Source organism: Kitasatospora sp. NPDC001540, from assembly GCF_042894345.1.
GTDB lineage: Bacteria > Actinomycetota > Actinomycetes > Streptomycetales > Streptomycetaceae > Kitasatospora > Kitasatospora phosalacinea_C.
Genome location: NZ_JBIAVO010000044.1, coordinates 1 through 18,201 on the forward strand (window position 1 = coordinate 1; position 18,201 = coordinate 18,201).

General features: G+C 70.8%; 15 protein-coding genes. 3 read left to right on the forward strand and 12 right to left on the reverse strand.

Going from position 1 to position 18,201, the window contains the following annotated elements; translation table 11 throughout:
* Positions 1–98 precede the first annotated feature (98 nt).
* Positions 99–1,070 carry a methylenetetrahydrofolate reductase [NAD(P)H] gene (gene metF / locus ACFY00_RS33505; RefSeq protein ID WP_388036787.1) on the forward strand — a complete coding sequence of 324 codons (972 nt, stop codon included), beginning with the start codon at positions 99–101 and terminating at the stop codon, positions 1,068–1,070.
* A gap of 104 nt (positions 1,071–1,174) precedes the next feature.
* Here metF and ACFY00_RS33510 read toward each other — a convergent pair whose 3' ends face one another.
* From ACFY00_RS33510 to ACFY00_RS33550, 9 genes are all read right to left on the reverse strand, one after another.
* A complete protein-coding gene (locus ACFY00_RS33510; RefSeq protein ID WP_388036789.1) occupies positions 1,175–1,930 on the reverse strand; it encodes a TetR/AcrR family transcriptional regulator C-terminal domain-containing protein in 756 nt (251 codons plus the stop codon).
* 250 nt (positions 1,931–2,180) lie between these two features.
* A complete protein-coding gene (locus tag ACFY00_RS33515) occupies positions 2,181–2,936 on the reverse strand; it encodes an ABC transporter permease (protein WP_388036792.1) in 756 nt (251 codons plus the stop codon).
* 11 nt (positions 2,937–2,947) lie between these two features.
* A complete protein-coding gene (locus ACFY00_RS33520) occupies positions 2,948–3,910 on the reverse strand; it encodes an ATP-binding cassette domain-containing protein (protein ID WP_352230342.1) in 963 nt (320 codons plus the stop codon).
* A gap of 140 nt (positions 3,911–4,050) precedes the next feature.
* A complete protein-coding gene (locus ACFY00_RS33525) occupies positions 4,051–4,803 on the reverse strand; it encodes an ABC transporter permease (RefSeq protein ID WP_285740025.1) in 753 nt (250 codons plus the stop codon).
* A gap of 11 nt (positions 4,804–4,814) precedes the next feature.
* Positions 4,815–5,777, reverse strand: a complete 963-nt coding sequence (locus tag ACFY00_RS33530; protein WP_388036796.1) for an ATP-binding cassette domain-containing protein — start codon at positions 5,775–5,777, stop codon at positions 4,815–4,817.
* 67 nt (positions 5,778–5,844) lie between these two features.
* On the reverse strand, positions 5,845–6,465 hold the full coding sequence (locus tag ACFY00_RS33535; protein ID WP_285740027.1) for a PadR family transcriptional regulator: 621 nt from the start codon (positions 6,463–6,465) through the stop codon (positions 5,845–5,847).
* Between the two features lie 38 nt (positions 6,466–6,503).
* On the reverse strand, positions 6,504–8,969 hold the full coding sequence (locus ACFY00_RS33540; protein ID WP_388036799.1) for an excinuclease ABC subunit UvrA: 2,466 nt from the start codon (positions 8,967–8,969) through the stop codon (positions 6,504–6,506).
* Between the two features lie 66 nt (positions 8,970–9,035).
* A complete protein-coding gene (locus ACFY00_RS33545; RefSeq protein WP_388036802.1) occupies positions 9,036–10,565 on the reverse strand; it encodes an FAD-dependent monooxygenase in 1,530 nt (509 codons plus the stop codon).
* Complete coding sequence (locus ACFY00_RS33550) at positions 10,562–11,725, reverse strand: nucleotide disphospho-sugar-binding domain-containing protein (protein WP_388036805.1); 1,164 nt, start codon at positions 11,723–11,725, stop codon at positions 10,562–10,564. Before ACFY00_RS33550 ends, ACFY00_RS33545 begins: the two co-directional genes overlap by 4 nt.
* 224 nt (positions 11,726–11,949) lie before the next feature.
* Between ACFY00_RS33550 and ACFY00_RS33555 the strand changes: the two genes are divergently transcribed.
* A complete protein-coding gene (locus ACFY00_RS33555; protein ID WP_388036807.1) occupies positions 11,950–13,092 on the forward strand; it encodes a glycosyltransferase in 1,143 nt (380 codons plus the stop codon).
* 21 nt (positions 13,093–13,113) lie between these two features.
* On the opposite strand, the gene ACFY00_RS33560 is transcribed toward ACFY00_RS33555, so the two are convergent.
* The 3 genes from ACFY00_RS33560 to ACFY00_RS33570 are packed head-to-tail and all read right to left on the reverse strand — an operon-like array spanning position 13,114 to position 16,563.
* Entirely contained in the window at positions 13,114–14,304 is a 1,191-nt protein-coding gene (locus ACFY00_RS33560; RefSeq protein WP_388036810.1) for a nucleotide disphospho-sugar-binding domain-containing protein, read from the reverse strand.
* 20 nt (positions 14,305–14,324) lie between these two features.
* The gene (locus tag ACFY00_RS33565) at positions 14,325–15,590 is read right to left on the reverse strand and encodes a nucleotide disphospho-sugar-binding domain-containing protein (RefSeq protein WP_388036813.1); all 1,266 of its coding nucleotides are present in this window, start codon (positions 15,588–15,590) and stop codon (positions 14,325–14,327) included.
* Positions 15,591–15,621: 31 nt separating this feature from the next.
* Entirely contained in the window at positions 15,622–16,563 is a 942-nt protein-coding gene (locus tag ACFY00_RS33570; RefSeq protein WP_388036814.1) for an aldo/keto reductase, read from the reverse strand.
* A gap of 297 nt (positions 16,564–16,860) precedes the next feature.
* Between ACFY00_RS33570 and ACFY00_RS33575 the strand changes: the two genes are divergently transcribed.
* Positions 16,861–18,195: an NDP-hexose 2,3-dehydratase family protein gene (locus ACFY00_RS33575; protein WP_388036887.1), complete on the forward strand. Its 1,335-nt coding sequence runs from the start codon at positions 16,861–16,863 to the stop codon at positions 18,193–18,195.
* Positions 18,196–18,201 lie beyond the last annotated feature (6 nt).

The window sequence follows — 18,201 nt, forward strand, 5'->3', positions numbered from 1 at the left end:
GTGATCCTCTCCGAGGAGTACCAACTCCACCCCGAACAGTCCACCGACGCCATCGTCGTCCACCACCCCGAAGCCAAGTACTTCAACGCCAGGTAGACATGCGCAGACATCCACGGAGCCTGCCCGAGGTGCTGGGTTCGGGTGAGCGGAGCATCTCCTTCGAGTTCTTCCCGGCCAAGGACGAGGCCGGTGACCGGAGGCTGTGGACGGCCTTGCGGCGCGTGGAGCCGGTCGCGCCCGCCTTCGTCTCGGTGACCTACGGCGCCGGCGGCTCCTCGCGCGACCAGACCATCAGCACAACGGAACGCATCGTCGCGGGGACCACGCTCCGTCTGGTCGCGCACCTGACCGCGGTGGGGCATTCGGTCACCGACCTGCGGGCGATCGTCCGCCGCTACGCGGATGCGGGGATTCGCGATGTGCTGGCGCTGCGGGGCGATCCGCCGGGCGACCCGCAGGGGGCGTGGCACCCGCATCCCCGGGGGGTCCGCTACGCCGCCGAACTGGTCGAGCTGATCAAGGGGTGGGGGGCGTTCACCGTCGGTGTCGCGGCCTTCCCCGAGGGGCATCCTCGTTCCCCCGACCGGGAGAGCGATCTGCGGCACTTCGTGGCCAAGTGCCGGGCAGGCGCCGACTACGCAGTGACACAGATGTTCTTCCGGGCCGAGGACTACCTGCGGCTGCGGGACCGGGTGGCGGCGGCGGGATGCACGACCCCGATCATTCCCGAGATCATGCCGGCGACGCACTTCGAGCAGATCCGCAAGTTCGCCCGACTGAGCAGTGCGACACTTCCCTCCGCCCTTGCGGAGCAACTGGAGCGGGCGCGCGATGACGCCGCCGCCTCGCACCGCATCGGGGTGGAGCACGCGACCGGCCTGGCTGAGGTGCTGCTGCGTGAGGGCGCGCCCGGCCTGCACTTCATCACCTTGAACCGTCCAGCTGCTTCGTTGGACATCTACCGGGCTCTCGGGCTGGACCAACAGCCGGTCCGGACGGCGCCCCCCGAGGAGCTGGGGGGCGTGCCGGTCTCCGCCCGGAGGGGCGAGCGCCTGGAGGAGTGCGGGTAGCGCACCGAGCAGGCGTTGACCCGGCCCGACGGTCGGGCGCCGACCAAGACGCCCCTGTCCGGCGTGACGTCGGACGCCGGACAGGGGAGCTGGTCCGCGCGGCCTCACTCCGTGGTGGTCCGCCCCGAGGCTCGCAGGGCCAGTCCGGCCAGGAGTGCGTCGAGGCTGATCTCGAAGCTCTCGTCCGGTGTCAGGTGCTGGGCGCCGGCCTGGAGGAACCGTGAGAACGCCGGGTACCGTCCGCTGGCGACGATGCCGCCGAGGAACTCCTGCAGCACGTTGTGCACTTCGTGGTTGGTCCGGTCGCCGGCCCGCCTGCGCTGCATCTCGCGCTCCTCGGCTTCGCACATGGCGGCGCCCAGGACGTGGCCCGTGACGATGCCGGCGTAGGCGGCCGCCTCGGCGATGGGGAGTCCGGCGCCCTCGGCCACCGTCATGATGTGGTCCAGCCAGTCGAGCGCACGGGGCCCGAAGAGCGGCCGGCGGAAGGTGAGCGACGGGAACCACGGGTGGCGGGCGATCGCCGCGCGCAGTTCCAGGGCCGCGGTCCGCAGGTCGGCCTGCCACTGTCCGGGTTTCGGCTCGGGCAGGACCAGTTCGGCGAGGACGCCGTCGATGAGCAGGTCCTCCAGGTCCCCGAGGTATCGGACGTGGCTGGGGACGGATCGTCCCGCCGGCCCCAGTTCGCTCGTCAGACGGGCGACGGACACCGCGGGCAGCCCTTCTCCGTCAGCGATCCGCAGCAGCGCGGCGACCACGTCTGCCCTGCTCAGCGGCGGATCGAGAAGGTCGCCGTCGGGCTCGGCCTCGGACCATATCAGTGTCTCGTAGAAGGCTGGTTCTTCGGTGTCGGCCGCCATCTCCCACTCCCTATCGGTCGGGGTGCGCGTCAACGCCCGCAGGACGCCCGGGCCGTCGCCGGGGGCGGTCGGGCGGACGGGCCGCGCGTCGTCTGTGCCCTTGGACGATGGCCCAGTCTGCTCGAGGCACTCTCAATGTGGGCTCTTGCTCGTGGTGCAGCGCAGGCCGACGGCCCCGCGGACGGGAGCATCGGCCGGCGGCGCTCCTGCGGCCGGCGCCCGGCCGGGGCCGGGCGCCGGCAACGCGCGCCTAGGAGTTGGCCTGTACGAACTTCCGGGTGCCGAGTGCGAGCGAGCCGACGACGAGGACGCCGGCGACGACGGCGCCTTCGAGGACGGACCGCGTGGCGTAGTGCCCGAGGAAGAGGTCGCGCATGCCGTCGACGATGTACCGGAACGGGCTGAAGTGCGAGAGCACGGACAGCCAGCCCGGGGCGAAGGTCATGGGCAGCAGGATCCCGGAGAGCAGCAGCAGGGGCAGGGCGACGGTGTTGACGACGGGGGCGAAGAGGTACTCGGTGGGCAGGCTCAGGGCCAGCAGGTAGGACATGGAGGCCAGGCTGATCGCGAGCGCGAGGACCATGACGAAGCTCCCCACGACGCCGACGAGGGGGGCCCGCAGTCCGAAGCCGACCGCCACCAGGGTGAGCATGACCGCCTGGATGAGCATGACGACCGCGTCCCGCATGACTCGCCCCAGCAGGAGGGCGAGGCGGCTGATGGGGGTGACACGCATGCGCTCGATCACGCCGGCGCGCATGTCGGGGATCAGGTTGAACCCGGCGTACCCGGCGCCGAACAGGCCGAGCTGGACGAGGAGGCCCGGCACGTACATCTGCCAGGCGTTGCTGCCGGAGGCGTCGGGGAGGGCCTTTTCCAGCATCGGGCCGAACAGGAGCAGGTACAGCACGGGCTGGACCATGCCGATCAGAATGCTGATCTTGCTCTTCATGGTCGTGTCGAGGTGCCGGCGGAAGAGCAGCACCGAATCGCTGATGATCTGCATGGGGTTCTCTCTCAGACATTCATGGGCTGCTGGCCCGGCAGGTTGATGGAGCGGTTCGTGATGGACAGGAAGACGTCGTCCAGGGTGGGGCGCTCGACCTGGATGGACAGGGGCTCGATGCCCGCCTCGTCGAGGGTGCGGAGGAACTGCAGGAGGACCCGGTCGTTGTGCTCGACCGTCAGCCGTAGGCCCTGTGCCTGGGCCTTGACCTCCTGGACCGCGGGGTGCTGGGCGAGGACGGCTTCGGCACGGTCCGCGTCGGTGGCGAGTTCGATGGTGACGATGTCGTATCCGAGCTGGGCCTTGAGGTTCTCCGGGCTGTCTTCGGCGACCACTCGGCCCTTGTCGATGATGAGGACGCGGTCGCAGAGGGCGTCCGCCTCATCGAGGTAGTGGGTGCTCAGGAACACGGTGGTCCCGTAGTTCTCGCGGACCTTGCGGACGTGCTCCCAGAGCAGGCTCCGGCTCTGGGGGTCCAGGGCTGCGCTCGGTTCGTCGAGGAAGAGGACATCGGGCCGGTGGGTGAGGCCGAGGGCGATGTCCAGCCGTCGGCGCTGCCCCCCGGAGAGCGTCACGGTCGGCCGATCGGCGAGGTCCTCGAGGTCGAACTCCTGGATGAGCTGGTCGGCTCGCCGGACGGCGTCGGCCTGGTTCATCTGGTAGAGCCGACCCTGGAGGACCAGCTCGCTGCGCCCCGAGGCCGCGGGCGACGTTCCGCCGGACTGGGCGACATACCCGATCTTGCGGCGCACGCCCTGGGCGTCGGTGCTGAGGTCGTGACCGGCTACTCGGGCGCTGCCCGAGGTGGGCTTCAGGAGTGTCGTCAGCATGCGCAGCGTGGTGGTCTTGCCGGCACCGTTCTGTCCGAGGAAGCCGACGATCTCTCCCTGGGCGACGTCGAAGCTGACGCCGGCGACCGCCTCGACGAGGCCGTTCTTGGTCTTGTAGGTCTTGGTCAGGTCTTGTACTTGCACCGAGTGCACATCGGCTCCTAAGGGGTTCGAGCTGCTGCGTGAGCGCGTGTCTGATGCCGCCGTGCACTCGTGAGGGCAGGCGGTGTGGGCGGGTCGGGTGGTCGGATGCGCGAACGGCGCGGGGGGTCTGTGGCGTCCGGTCAGCTGTTGTACTGGCCGAAGACGCGGGTGCTCAGCCGCATCGACAGGGCGGCGAGGGCCATCACGACGAGGGCGCCGATGGCGACCGGCTGCGTGCTGAAGCGACCGTCGAACAGGTCCCGCATCGCGTCGACCGCGTAGCGCAGCGGGTTCGCGTCGCTGATCCCGCGCAGCCATCCAGGGGCGAAGGTCATCGGGAGCAGGATCCCGGAGAGCAGCATGAGGGGCAGGCAGATGCCGTTGAGCACCGGGGCGAAGAGGTATTCGAGGGGGAGCCTGAGTGCCAGCATGTAGGACAGGGAGGCCAGGCTGATGCCGAGGAGCAGCACGTAGCCGGCTGATGCGAGGACGCCGGGGAGCGAGGCCCGCAGCCCGAAGGCGAGGCCGAGGGCGAGGATGCAGAGGAGTTGGATCGTCAGGAGGACCAGGTCCCGCAGGACCCTGCCCAGCAGGAGGGCGAGCCGACTGGCGGGGGTCACCCGGAGCCGTTCGAGGTACCCGGAGCGCATGTCGGGGATGAGGTTGAAGCCGGCGTAGGCGGTGGTGAACAGGGCCAACTGCACGAGCAGCCCGGGGATGTACATGCGCCAGGCGTTGTCTCCCTGGGAGGGCAGGGCTTTGGTGAGCAGGGGCCCGAACAGGAAGAGGTACACGCAGGGCTGGACCAGCCCGATGGCGATCCCGACGCGGTTGCGCAGTGAAGCCGATACCTCGTCACGGAAGACGATCATCGCGTCCCGGATGGTGTGCATGACGGTCTCCCTCAGGCGTGGGCGTGTTCGGTGGCCTCGGTCCGGCCCCGGTGGGTGATTGCCAGGAAAACGTCGTCGAGCGAGGGCTTGACGACGCGCACGCTCTCCACGCGGACCTCGGCCAGGTCGAGTTGGCGCAGGAGAACGCTGAGGTTCTGGTCGGCCTGGTCACAGGCCAGCGAGAGGCTGTTGCCGTCGGCGCTCACACTGTGCACTCCGTCGACGCGGGCGAGGGTCTCCACGGCCCGGTCGACGGCGTCGGCAACGTCGATCTGGACGGTGTCGTGGGCGATCGCCGCTTTCAGCTGCTCCGGGGTGTCCTCGGCGACGACGCGCCCCCGGTCGATGATGAGGACGCGGTCGCAGAGGTTGTCCGCCTCGTCCAGGTAGTGCGTACTGATGAAGACGGTCGTGCCGTGCTCCTCCCTCAGCCGCCGGATGTGTGACCACACCAGGGCCCGGCTCTGCGGGTCGAGGTTGGCGGTGGGTTCGTCGAGGAAGAGCACCGGCGGTCGGTGGACCAGGCCGAGCGCCATGTCCACCCGGCGGCGCTGACCGCCCGAGAGGGTTGCCGCGGTTCGCTCGGCGAGGTCCTCGATCTCGAATTCCGCCAGCACGGCGTCGGCCCGGGCGTGGGCCTCGCTCTTGGACATGCCGTGGAGCCGGCCCTGGAGAACGATGTCGTTCCGAATGATCGCCGCGGGTTTGGCTCCCCCGGTCTGCGATACGTAGCCGATCGTCCTGCGGACCTCTCCGCTGGCGCGCAGCAGGTCGTGTCCCGCGATGACGGCGCTGCCCCCGCTCGGTTTGAGCAGCGTCGTCAGCATGCGCATGGTGGTCGTCTTGCCGGCCCCGTTGGGGCCGAGGAAACCGACGATCTCCCCGGCCCCGACTTCGAAGTCGACGCCCGCGACGGCTGTCACGTTCCCCTTCTTGGAGGAGAACGTCTTGGTCAGCCCTCTGACCTGAATCATCGTGATAACTCCTCCTCGTTGACGTCCTGGTACCGCTGGTCGGCGCTGGACGCGGTGGCTGCTGCATTCACGACGAGCCGCCTGCGGACGCCAGCGCGGACCTGGTCGGCTCCGGCCTGTCGGGCCAGGTGAGGGTGCCTTCGCCCATCTCGCGGACGATCCGGAGGCACCAGTCCCGCTCGGCGGTGGCCATCGCTGCCGCGTAATCGGCTTCGATGATGAACAGCCTGGGAACGTGTTGGCGCTCGGCTTCGGCCAGGGTCGCCTGGATCCCACGGATCTCGGTGTCGAGCACGGAGACGCGCTCCTGGAGTGCCTGTACGGCCCGCTCCTGCCCGAGGGCCCCGAGATAGCTGACGGCGGCGAGGAAGCTCGGGTACTCCTTGACCGGTGTGCGGACGAGTTCGTCCAGCCACTGGGCGAACTCGAGTTGTCCGAGTTCGGTGAGGGAGTAGACGGTCCTCTCGGGACGCCGCCCTTCGCGCTCCGTGGTGTCGGCCGCGATCCAGCCCACTCGCTGCAGTGCCTCGACCACGTCGTAGAGCGAGCCGGTTCGCACCTTGAAACTGCCGTCCAGTTTGCGCTCGCGCAGTGTCGCGCCCATCTCGTAGGGGTGCATGGGCTGCTCGGTCAAAAGCCCGAGCACGGCGAGACCGAGCAGATTCGAGACCGGCCTTCTCTTTGCCATCGTGCCCTCCGCGTCTTGGTTGGTCGGATCCGAATAATCTATCCAACAGGACTGCCGACGGAGATGAGGCCGCTGATCGAGCGCAGGTAGTCGGCGGTCGGCCCCGAACCGGATTCCCGCAGGTCGCCGGGGGTTCCGGCGTGCAGGATCCGGCCGCCCTTGTCACCGGCCCCCGGGCCCAGGTCCACGATCCAGTCGGCGGCGCCCGCCACGTGCAGGTCGTGCTCCGCCAGGATCACCGTGCTGCCGCGGGCGACCAGGCTGTCGAGGGCCTCCACGAGGACCTGCACGTCCGCGGGGTGCAGTCCGGTGAACGGCTCGTCGAGGACGGCCAGGCCGGGCCGCTTGCCCGTGCGGCTCAACGCGGCCGCGAGCTTGAGCCGCTGGGCCTCGCCTCCGGACAGGACCGTCGCGCTCTGCCCCAGCCGCAGGTACCCCAGCCCCACACGGACCAGATCCCGCAGGATCGCCTGCAGGGCGGGCAGGTCGAAGAAGTCGACCGCTTCGTCGACGGTCAGGTCGAGGACTTCGTCGATCGCCCGGGAACGCCACGTGACGCCGAGGACCTGGGGCTCGAAGCGGCGGCCTTCGCAGGCCTCGCAGGTCACCCACACGTCGGGCAGGAAGTGCATGTCCACCTGGCGCACCCCGTGGCCGGCGCAGACCTCGCAGCGGCCGCCTGCCGAGTTGAACGAGAAGTCGGAGGCGGTCAGTCCACGTCGGCGTGCGGCGTCGGTACCCGCGTAGAGCCCTCGGATCAGGTTGAACGCCTTGGTGTAGGTGGCCGGGTTCGACCGGGGGGTTCGCCCGATGGGCTCCTGGTCCACGATGCTGACCCAGTCCAGGTCGGCGTCCCAGGACACGGCACCGACCCCCGAGGGGCGCTTCCCGTCCAGCCGGGCCTGGACCGCCTGGGCGAACCCGTCGATCAGCAGTGTGCTCTTGCCGCTGCCGCTGACGCCGGTCAAGCAGGTGAGCGCTCCCTGGGGAACGCTCACGCGCTCCGCGCGCACCGTCTTCACGGAGACGTCCGTGAGCACGAGGCGCCGGTCCGCGCGCAGCGCCCGCGGCGTGCGGTGCACACGGTGGCCGTGGTCGGCGAGGTAGCGTCCGGTCAGGGAGTGGGCGACGCCGGCGACGACCTGCGGCGAGCCTTCCGCGACGAGCTGCCCCCCGTTGCGGCCGGCGCGGGGACCGATGTCGATCACCCAGTCCGCGCACTTGATCAGCTCGGGGTCGTGCTCGATCATCAGGATCGTGTTCTCTGCCGCGCGCAGCTCCTCGAGGAGGAGCCGCAGTTGCTGCTTGTCGGCCGGGTGGAGGCCGGCCGAGGGTTCGTCGAGGACGAAGGCGACGCCGGACAGGGCAGTGCACAGTTGGGCGGCCACCCTCGCGCGCTGCAGTTCGCCACCGGACAGCGTCGGAGCGCTGCGGGAGAGTCCGATGTGGCCCAGGCCGAGCCGCTGCATCAGGCGGAGCCGTGCGAGCAGTCCGGGCAGCACGGCTTGGGCGGCCTCGCGCTGGGTGGGACCGAGTTCTCCCGAGAGGCGCTCGGCCCACAGGACGGCCTCGCTGATGGGGCTGGCCAGGACCTCGCCGAGACGGCTCCCCCCGAGGGTGACGGTGCGGGCGATCAGCCCCAGACCGGTGCCCTGGCACTCCGCGCAGACCTGGCTGCGGATGTAGGGGCTGTACCGCTCCTTCGCGGCCGGGGTGGGGGCGGCCGCGTGCAGGCGCTCGACCTCGGCGATGACCCCCGGCCACTGACGGTGGTTGCGGACATTGATGGTCGTTCCGCTCTTCTTCATCGTGGTGTCGTAGACGACGTTCACCATGGCGGCGCCGGTGCCGTGCAGGACGGCCCTCTGGAAACCGGCGGGCTGATCGGCCCACGGCCCGTTGAGGTCGGCCCCGTGCAGCCGCGCCAGCTCGGCGAGCAGCGCCCTGTCCGGTTCGCGGGCGTCGGCGAACCAGGCCGAGGCGCCGTCGAGCAGGGGCAGTTCCGGTCGGGCGATGAGCAGGGCCGGATCGGCTGCGGCGTGCTGGCCGCTGCCGGAGCAGACCGAGCAGCAGCCGTCGGGGTTGCGGGGGCTGAACTGCGAGGGCTTCAGGACCCGGCTGATGCTGCCGTCCCAGTCGGGCCCCAGCGGGGGCAGGCTGGCGAAGAGCAGGCCCAGGTAGTCATCGGCGGCGGTGATGGTGGCGACGGTGGATCCGGGGCTGCGGTTGGGCGAGCGCTGGTCGACGGCGAGGGTCGGGGGCAGCCCGTCGACCCGGTCGACCTGGGGGCGGTCGCGGGGGGTCATGAACTGGCGGACGAAGGGGCTCATGCCCTCGAGGTAACGCAGCTGGGCCTCGGCGTGGATGGTGTCCATCAGCAGGGAGGTCTTCCCGCTGCCGCTCACGCCCGTGAACGCGACGATCTTGCCCTTCGGCACGGCCACCGACACGTTCTGAAGGTTGTGCGTGCGTGCTCCGACCACGTCGATCGTGCCCTGGGTCACTGCTGTTCTCCCCACGCATAGTCGGTTCCGACTAATCAGTCGCTCCCGACTATACGGATCCGACTGTCACTCCTCAAGTCGTGTCGGATCCCCGAACCACCGCGCCAGGGCGCTGCGGAACTGCGCCGGGTCGCTCCCCGGACCCGCGGCCCACGCGAGATAGCCATCGGGGCGAACGACGAGGATCGCGGCTTCGGGCCGTTCCGGCACCCGCCCCTCGACCAGATCGACCCTGTCCCGCCAGCTCCGGGCGGTCTCCAACAGCTCAGGGCGGTCTCCGGGAACCACGACGAGCGGGCGGGCGGAGCGGAGCAACTCGGCGAGCGGGGTCCCGACCCCACGGCCGGTCACGACGGTGAGCTGGCCGGCGAACGACCCCGCCAGCGGGTGGGCGGCTTCGGCCGGCCCGGTCGGCAGGCCCGCGCACCGGACCGAGACGCCGCTGATCATCCCCGCGAAGAAGGCGTTCGCTTCGCCCAAGGCCAGGAGCTCGTTCATGATCGTCCGCAACGGGGTGGTGTGCTGCTCGTCCGGGCGCATCAGTGCGAGCTGTGCCCGCGTGTTGAGCAGGACGCGTTCGCCGGCGGCGTGCCGTTCCTCGTGATAGGTGTCGAGCAGCTCCTCCGATCCCCAACCGCGCACCCGCGCGGCGAGCTTCCAACCGAGGTTGATGGCGTCCTGCAGACCCGTGTTGAGGCCCTGCCCGCCGATCGGGAAGTGCACGTGGGCCGCGTCACCGGCGAGGAAGACGCGTCCGGTGCGGTAACGCTCGGCCTGACGCGTGGCGTCGCCGAACCGGGACAGCCACTGCACCGGGGTCGTGAGGGCGAGCCGCTCGCCGCGCACGCGCTCCACCGCCTCGCTGAGTTCGTCGAGGGTGACGGGCGGGCTCCCGGCAGGGGGCGTGCGCCCGTACTCGATCGCCACCACCCGTCCCATGCCGCCTTCGGGCGGGAAAGCGAGCACGAGCACACCGTCGGCGGTGCGCTGCCACTGACGCGGTACGTTCCGCTCGGGCGTGGTCACGTAGCCTATGAGGGCGCTCACGGTCGCCTCGGTGCCGGGGAACGCGACGCCGGCGAGGCGCCGCACCGTGCTGCGCCCACCGTCGCAGCCGACGAGGTAACGGGCACGGACGCGGTAGCTCCCCTCCGCGGTGGAGACCGTGACCTCGACACCGTCCTCGTCCTGGCTGAGATCCACCACCTCGTGGCCACGCCGGACCTGCGCCCCCAGCGCACTGGCGTGTTCGGCCAGGAGCTCCTCGGTCCGCGACTGCGGCACCATGGCGCTGTAGGGGTGACGGGTGTCCAGCGCCGAGAAGTCGAGGCCGTGCTCGAACATGCCGGCGAACGGCAGTCCCTTGGCCAGTTGGGTGTCCTCGAGGAAGCCCCCGAGCAGGCCGCGGAGGTCGAGGCTCTCGACCGTGCGGATGTGGAGCGCTCCGGCCCGGTCGTGTCCGGCCGGCTGCTGCAGCCGTTCGAGCACCAGCGTCTGCACGCCCCCGGCGCGCAGCTCCGAGGCGAGCATGAGACCCACGGGCCCCCCGCCAACGACGACGACGTCTGTCTCCACCGGCTTGTCCGCTGTGGTCACTTGAGTGCTGCCTTCCTTGCGCTGAGGTCTTGGAGGACGGAGGCCACCTCGGCGGGGCTGGGCCTGCTCGCCATCTGGGCGCGCAGCGCCTCGGCCCTCAGGGCCCACTGCGGCGAGGCGAGCATGTCGACTACGGCCCGTTCGACGGCGGGGCCGTCGGCCTGGCGAGCCGTCAGGTGGGTTCCGGCGCCCGTGGCGGCGAGGCGCTCGCCGTTCAGGGACCGCTCGAAGGTGTCGCTCACCACCAGCTGGGGGATGCCGCGGGAGACCGCGTCGAGCATGGTGTTCGCCCCTCCGTGATGCAGGATCGCGGAGCAGGCGGGGAGCACCGCGTGGAGCGGAGCCCCGGTGACGGGGCGCACGGCTTCGGGAAGCTGCGGAAGTCGCTCCAGGTCCGCCGGGGGGACGACGAGCAGGACCTCCTTGCCGATGCCGGCCAGGCGCTCCAGCATGCGGACGAACGGGTGGCCGTTGGGCATGGCGTCGCCGAAGGTCCCCCACGTCACGCAGATCCGGTCGGCGGGCGAGACGCCTATGAGCCAGGGCGGTACCGGACCCGGCCGGTCCACGGGCACGTACCGCACGGGGATCGCCGTGCCGGCCCCGAGGTGCTGCAGGTCCTGCGGGCAGGGATCGATGACGAACCGGTCGTGGAAGTCCGCGGGCGCCGCGCCGCGGGCGTGGAACTCGTCCGCCAGGGACTCGTGGACCCGGTGGCGGAGCCACTGCCCGGGGGTGGTGGCCAGCAGGTCGGGACCCCACAGGTGGCGGAACGTCACGACGGGGCGGGCGGCCGCGACAACTTCCGCGGCGAAGGCGACGGGCTCGTAGACCACCGCGTCGGGCTGCCAGTTGTCGACGACGGCGAACAGGCCGTCCATCATGTCCCGCGCGCTGCGGGCGAACAGGTTGACGAGGTGGTCCTTTCCACCGTGGCCGTGCTGCTCACTGGTCTCGGACACGCTGCGCCGGTGGCTCTCGGCGAAGTCCCCGTCGCCGCCGACGAGGGTGACCGTCAGGCCCGTCGCGAGCGCGCCGGGCGCGGAGTCCGCCGAACAGGCGACGCGGACGTCGTGGCCCGCCGCCCGTAGCGCCCAGGCGAGCGGGACCATGGGGATCAGGTGGGAGGCCGAGACCGAGCAGACGAACAGGACCCGCATGACTCTCCCCCGCGTTTCTGCGCCGGACGCCGACCTTGGGTCCGGCAACGTGGTCGCCGGAGCAGGTCCGACGCTACGGGCGGGTGCTCGAGGGCGGGCCGAGTCACACTCGTCCGTCATGTCGAGCCCGGTTCGAGTCCGGTCCGATCCGCGGTGGGGAGCCTTCTCCCATCCGGCGAAGCGCCTGGCGCCCCGCACCCGACGCACCACGCAAGGGATGTCTCATGCGCGTCCTGCTGTGCAGCACCCCCATGCTCGGGCACTTCAACCCGATGGTTCCGCTCGCCTGGGCGCTGCGCGCCGCCGGCCACGAGGTGCTGGCCGCGGCCAGCGAGGACTTCGCCGGTCAGGTCTGCGAACGCGGGCTGCCGGTGGCGTCGCTCCCCGCTGTCGACTTCAAAGCCGTGATGGGCCGCGACCGGCAGGGACGCCCGGTGCCGTACCACGGCGATGCCGAGGAGCGGGTGCTGCGCAGCGGACGTGGCTGGGGCAGGCTGGGCGCGCACCTGTTGGACGGGATGAGTCGCATCGTCTCCGGCTGGAAGCCGGATCTCGTCGTCGTCGACCCGGTCGAGTACGCGGGGCGTCTGGCTGCGGCCCGACGGGGCATTCCGGTGGTCGAGCACGCTTGGGGCGTCTGGCCGGATCCGCTGTTCGCGGTGGGAGCGCAGGAGGAGTTGGCACCGGAGCTGGAACGGCTCGGACTGGGCAGCCTGCCGGTTCCCGACGAGCGCCTGGATTTCTGTTCGCCGAGCCTTCAGCGGAAGGGGGTGTCCGCGACAGCGATGCGGTACGTGTCGGTCGCCGGCCCTGCGATGCTGCCCAAGTGGCTGGACGAGCCGCGGCATCGGCCGTTGGTGTGCCTGACGTTCGGGAGCATCCTGCCGAAGGTGAACCCGGAGGGGATGCTCGACCTCACCTCGCGCTTGGCGGAGATCGTGCCGACGCTCGGTGTCGACGTGGCGATCGCGACGGACCGGGCCACCGCGGCACAGCTGTCGCCCGTGCCCCCGGGCGTGGTGGCGGCCGGCTGGCTGCCGATGGACCTGGTCGTGCCGGCGTGCGCGGCGGTGCTGCACTACGGCGGCGCCGGGGTCACGATGATGTCCACGGCGGCAGCGGTTCCGCAGCTGGTCGTCGAGCTGCCGGTCGCCGACGCCCCTGAGCACGCGAGGCGGGTGGCTGCCGCAGGCCTGGGGATCTGCATCGAGCCTTCGGCCCTGAGCGCCGACACGGTGACGGAGGCTCTCGGCGATCTGCTCGGAGACGATTCGTGGCGGGCGCGGGCGGCGGAGGTCGCCGCCGAACAGGAGGGGCGGCCTCTGCCGATCGTGGTGGCCGAGGAGTTGGCCGCCCGCTGGGGCTGACGGCGGGCGGCCGACTCCGGGTCAGTCCCGCGGTCGGCTGGCCGACGCGGCGAGCTGTTCGAGTTCCGCGACGACCTGGGCGGGAGCGGGCTGGGACAGCATCTCGGCACGGAGCCGGGCGGCCGCGTGGGCGATCCCGCTGTCGTCGACGAGTCGCGCGACCGCCCGGCGGATGGCTTCCGCGGTCGCTTCCTCGCTCCGCAGGTGGATCCCGGCGCCGCTCTTCTCCAGGGCCGCTGAGATGTTGTCCTGGTCGGCCATGTGCGTGATCGCGAGCTGCGGCAGGCCGTAGCGGATCGCGTTGTAGACCGTTCCCGAACCGCCCTGGTGGACGATCGCGTCGCAGGTGTCGAGCAGCAGGTGCAGGGGCGGGGCGTCGAGCGCCACCACGTTGGGCGGGAGTTCGCCGAGGCCGTCACGGTCCGCGGGGTCGATCGCCACCACGAAGTCCGCGTCGATCCCGTCGACGGCTCGGATGATCTGCGGGAGGAGGAACGCCTTGTCGCCGATGATCCGGGTGATGGACCGGCCCCACGTGAGGCAGATGCGGGGGCGCCCCTCGGCGCGTGGCGGGAGCCCGGAGGGGACGCTGCCGGGACCGTTGTAGGGGACGTACTGCATCGAGATCCGGGTCGGCGAACCCGGCGGTTGCAGGCTCGGCGGGCACGGGTCGACAGTTCGGGTCGCGGGGTCACCGGTGACCTTCAGGCCGTAGCGCTCGTAGGGCTCGTAGAAGCCGGGCAGGACCGACAGGAGCTTCTCGCCCTCGACCGACCCGAGGAAGTCCCACCCCCACAGGTGTCGGATGCCCGGGATGCCCAGGACACGGGCGGCGACCAGGCCCGCGGGGCTCATGGTGTCGGCAACGATGAGGTCGGGCAGCCAGGCGCCGGCGAACTCCACGACGCTGTCCAGGTTCGAGAGCGTCGCCTCGCGCCAGGAGTCGAAGACCTCGTTGCCTTCGCCCCCCGCGGCCTGGGCCGGCTTCTCGCGCGCCTGCAGTTCCCGGGACAGGGTCCGCCGACGGATCCCGACCAGGTCCACGTCGCCGTCGATGGCCACCATGGGCAGGCCCGACCGGGTCACGAGGTCGCTCATGGAGGCCTGCGCCGCGATCAGGACCTCGTGGCCGGCCGCGCGAAAGGCGCCGGCCAGGGGCTGCATCACGAAGTAGTGGGTGGGCCAGGGGGAAGTGACTACCAGAACTCGCACGATCTCCGTCTCCTTGGGTCTTAGTGGTGCACGAGGGGGACCGCGGAGGGGAGCGGCTGCCCGCCGCGGGCGACGGACTCGAGCTCCGCCACGGTCGCCGCAGGCGTGGGCTGCGCGAGGATGCCCTGCGCGAGTTCCCTGGCGGCGGATCGGTAGCCGGGAAAACCCATCAGCTCGGCGATCTCACCGCGCAGGAGGCGGACGCCGTCTTCTCCCGCGGGCACTTCGTGGGTCAGGAAGTGCTGGGCGGCTCCGGCAGCGGCCAGGCGCGCACCGTTGACGGAGGGCTCCGGCCGGGCGGTGATCGCCAGCTGGGGAACTCCGGCGAGGGCGGCGGTCAGGCTGGTGCCGGCACCGCCGTGGTGGACGACCAGGTCGCAGGTGCCCATGAAGAGGTGCAGGGGGAGGTTCGTCGCGAGGCGGACGCGATCGTCGGCGAGCACGGGCTTGAGGCCCTCGACGGCCCTGTCGGTGACGGCGACCACGACCTCGTCGGCCATGCTGGTCGCCGCTCGGATGCACTGGGACACCAGGTCGAGCACGGAGTCTCCGCGCAGGGCGGTGCTGGTCGCTCCCCAGGTGACGCAGATCCGGGTGCCGCGTCGCGGCTCGAGCGGCCACAGCGGCATCACTCCGGGACCGTTGTAGGGGACGTAGCGCACCTGTCGGCAGGTCGGGCCGATCTCGTACCTCGTCCCGGGGGCGCAGGGGTCGAGCCAGGCGGTCGGTTCGGCGCGCAGCGGAGCCCCGACGCGTTCGTACAGTGCGGCGTATTCGGGGATGGGCTCGGATCCGAAGCGACGCATCTCGATCCTCTGGGGGCCGGGTGTGCCCCACAGATGGCTGACGCTGGGGATGCCGAGCGCGGAGGCGACCACGGGTCCGGCGAGGGTGACGGCATCGTGGACGACGAGGTCCGGGCGCCACGCGCGCGCGTACTCCAGCAGGTCGTCCAGCATGGCGTCCGCCATGACGGCCTGCATCCGTCCGAGGTTCTCGATCATCGCGAACTGGTCGTCGTTGAGCAGCTCGGGGTGGATCGGCCAGTCCTGGGGCCAGCGCTCCTGGCGGTGCCAGGCGGCGCGGCTGCGGTCGTTGGACAGCGCGGCCAGGTTCACGTCGCGTCCGACCGGGACGAAGGGCAGACCCGAGGCGGCCGCGATGGGTTGCAGGGCCGGTGTGCTGGCCACTCGTACTTCGTGGCCCGCGGCCAGGCATGCCTGCTCGATCGGGACCATCGGGAAGTGGTGCGAGTGCCAGGGGAAAGTGGTGAACAGTACCCGCATCAGCCCTACGTCCTTCCGATCGGCTGCGGCTTCATTCGCTGTGCACGATGAGGTCGGCGCCCAGGACCTGGTCGATGCGGGCCATCAGGTCCGCATCGAGCCGGCATCCCGACGCCTGGGCGTTGTGGCGCAGCTGCTCGGGGCCCGATGCCCCGATCACCGCACCGGCGACGCTCGCGTGCTGCAGCACCCAGGCGATGGCCAGCTGCGCCATGCTCAGTCCCGCTTCCCCGGCCAGTGGTGCCAGCTCCTGGACCCGGGTGAGCGCGTCGTCGGCATCGAGCCAACGCCGCATCAGCGGACCGCGGCCGCCCTTGAGGGCCGTGCCCCGCGATCCGGCCGGCCGGTCGGCCCCGGGGAGGTACTTGCCGGTCAGCACGCCCTGTTCGAGGGTGAAGTAGCTGATCTGGCCGATGCCGAGGTCGTCGCAGGTCTTGAAGACCTCGGCCTCCGGAACACGCCACAGCATCGAGTAGCGGGGCATGTGGCTCACCAGCGGCACGTGGAGTTCCCGAGCGAGCGCGGCGGCCTCGACGATGGACTCCACCGGCCATTCGGACATCCCCACGTAGAGGACCTTCCCGGCGCGCACCAGCTCGGAGAAGGTCCACATGACCTCCTCGAGCGGTGTGTCCGGGTCGTACCGGTGGGCGGTGTAGACGTCGATGTGGTCCACGCGCAGCCGGCGCAGCGACCCGTCCACCGACTCCAGTACGTGCTTGCGGGACAGGCCGCGTCCGTTGGGGCCGCCGGCGGTGGGCATGCCGACCTTGGTGCACAGGACGAGCTCTTCCCTGGGCTCTCCGGCCAGGGCGCGCCCGAGGAGGCTCTCCGAGCGAAACATGCCGTAGATGTCGGCGGTGTCGAAGGTCGTCACGCCCGCGTCCCGAGCGCCCCGGATGCATGCCAGGACCGTCTCGTCGGGGGTGTCGTCCTGGGGATACAGAAGGTTCCCGTAGACGATCTCGCTCACGGACAGGCCGCTGCGTCCAAGCTTTCGAAACTCCACGCGGTCACCGTGTGCCGCATCGGTCGAAGTCCGCTCGAAGGCTCATCCAGCATCCGGGACGACGCCACCTTAGAGCGCGGTTCGAGCCTGCCTCTACCGTCCGATTCGAAGCTCGGGACCGGCAGGACACCTCAGTTCGACGCGACGGAGATCCCATTGTCCCAGGCATTCGTGAGCCCTCACCGTACTGCCGGGGTCACTGGCATCGCGGACCGTGCCCGCTTCGCCGCCTCCGCGCGGGAGACGGACGGGTCCTTGTCGATGGACGAGTTCTGGCAGTGGCTCGCCCAGCGCCGCGAGGCGGTCCGCATGGACGTGGAGCTGATTCCCCTCGCGGACCTGAAACGGTGGGGATTCGAACCCGGCACCGGGAACCTGGTGCACGAGACCGGGCGCTTCTTCTCGGTCGAGGGAGTGCGCGCAAGGCTCGGGGGCGACGGGGCCGCCACCTGGGACCAGCCGATCATGAACCAGCCGGAGATCGGATTTCTCGGGATCCTCGTGAAGGAGATCGACGGAGTTCTGCACTGTCTGATGCAGGCGAAGGCCGAACCGGGCAACGCCCAGGGCTTCCAGCTCTCCCCCACCGTCCAGGCGACTCGCAGCAACTACACCGGGGTGCACCGCGGCGGCGCCGTGCGGTACCTGGAGTACTTCACCGGTCCCCGGCAGGGCCGGGTCCTCGTGGACGTGCTGCTGTCCGAGCACGGGTCGTGGTTCTTCCGCAAGCGGAACCGCAACATGGTCGTCGAGGTGACCGAGGACGTCCCGGAGCACGAGGACTACTGCTGGCTGACCATCGGCCAGGTGCGGCACCTGCTCCAGGCGGAGGACCTGGTGAACATGGACACCCGCACGGTGCTGGCCTGCATCCCCCTCGACGCGGCGAGCGAGGCGGCGCCGCCCGGTGGCGCGAGCCCCTTCGGGGCGGCCCTGCTGGCGTCGCTCCGCGGCGACGCGCCGGCCGCGCACGACCTGCCGGAGCTGCTGCGCTGGTTCACCGACGTCAAGGCGCGGGCGGACCTGGTGAGCGAACGGATCCCCCTGGGCGCGATCGAAGGGTGGGTCACCACCCGCGATGAGATCCGGCACGAGTCCGGCAACGACTTCAGCATCGTCGCGGTGTCGGTGAGCGCGCGGAGCCGCGAAGTCACCCAGTGGACTCAGCCGCTTCTGCGGACCCGGGCCGAGGGCACCATCGCCTTCCTGGCCAGGCGGATCGAAGGCGTGGTCCACGTCCTCGTCCACGCCGGCGTGGAACCGGGGTTCGCCGACGCGATCGAGCTGGGTCCCACCGTCCAGTTCATCCCCGACAGCGACGGCTCCCCCCTGACGGCCGGGTACCAGCCCTACCTGAAGGAGATCCTCTCCGCGTCGCCGGACCAGGTCCGGTACGGCGTCACCCAGTCCGAGGAGGGCGGGCGGTTCTACCAGGTGCTGAGCCGCTACATGGTGGTGGAAGTCGACCACGAGGTCCCTCCGCACGAGGATTTCCGGTGGATGACCGTCGGGCAGCTCGTGGCGCTGCTGCAGCACAGCCACTACGTCAACGTCCAGGCGCGCAGCCTGATCGCCTGCCTGCAGTCGATCTGGTGAGGGCGT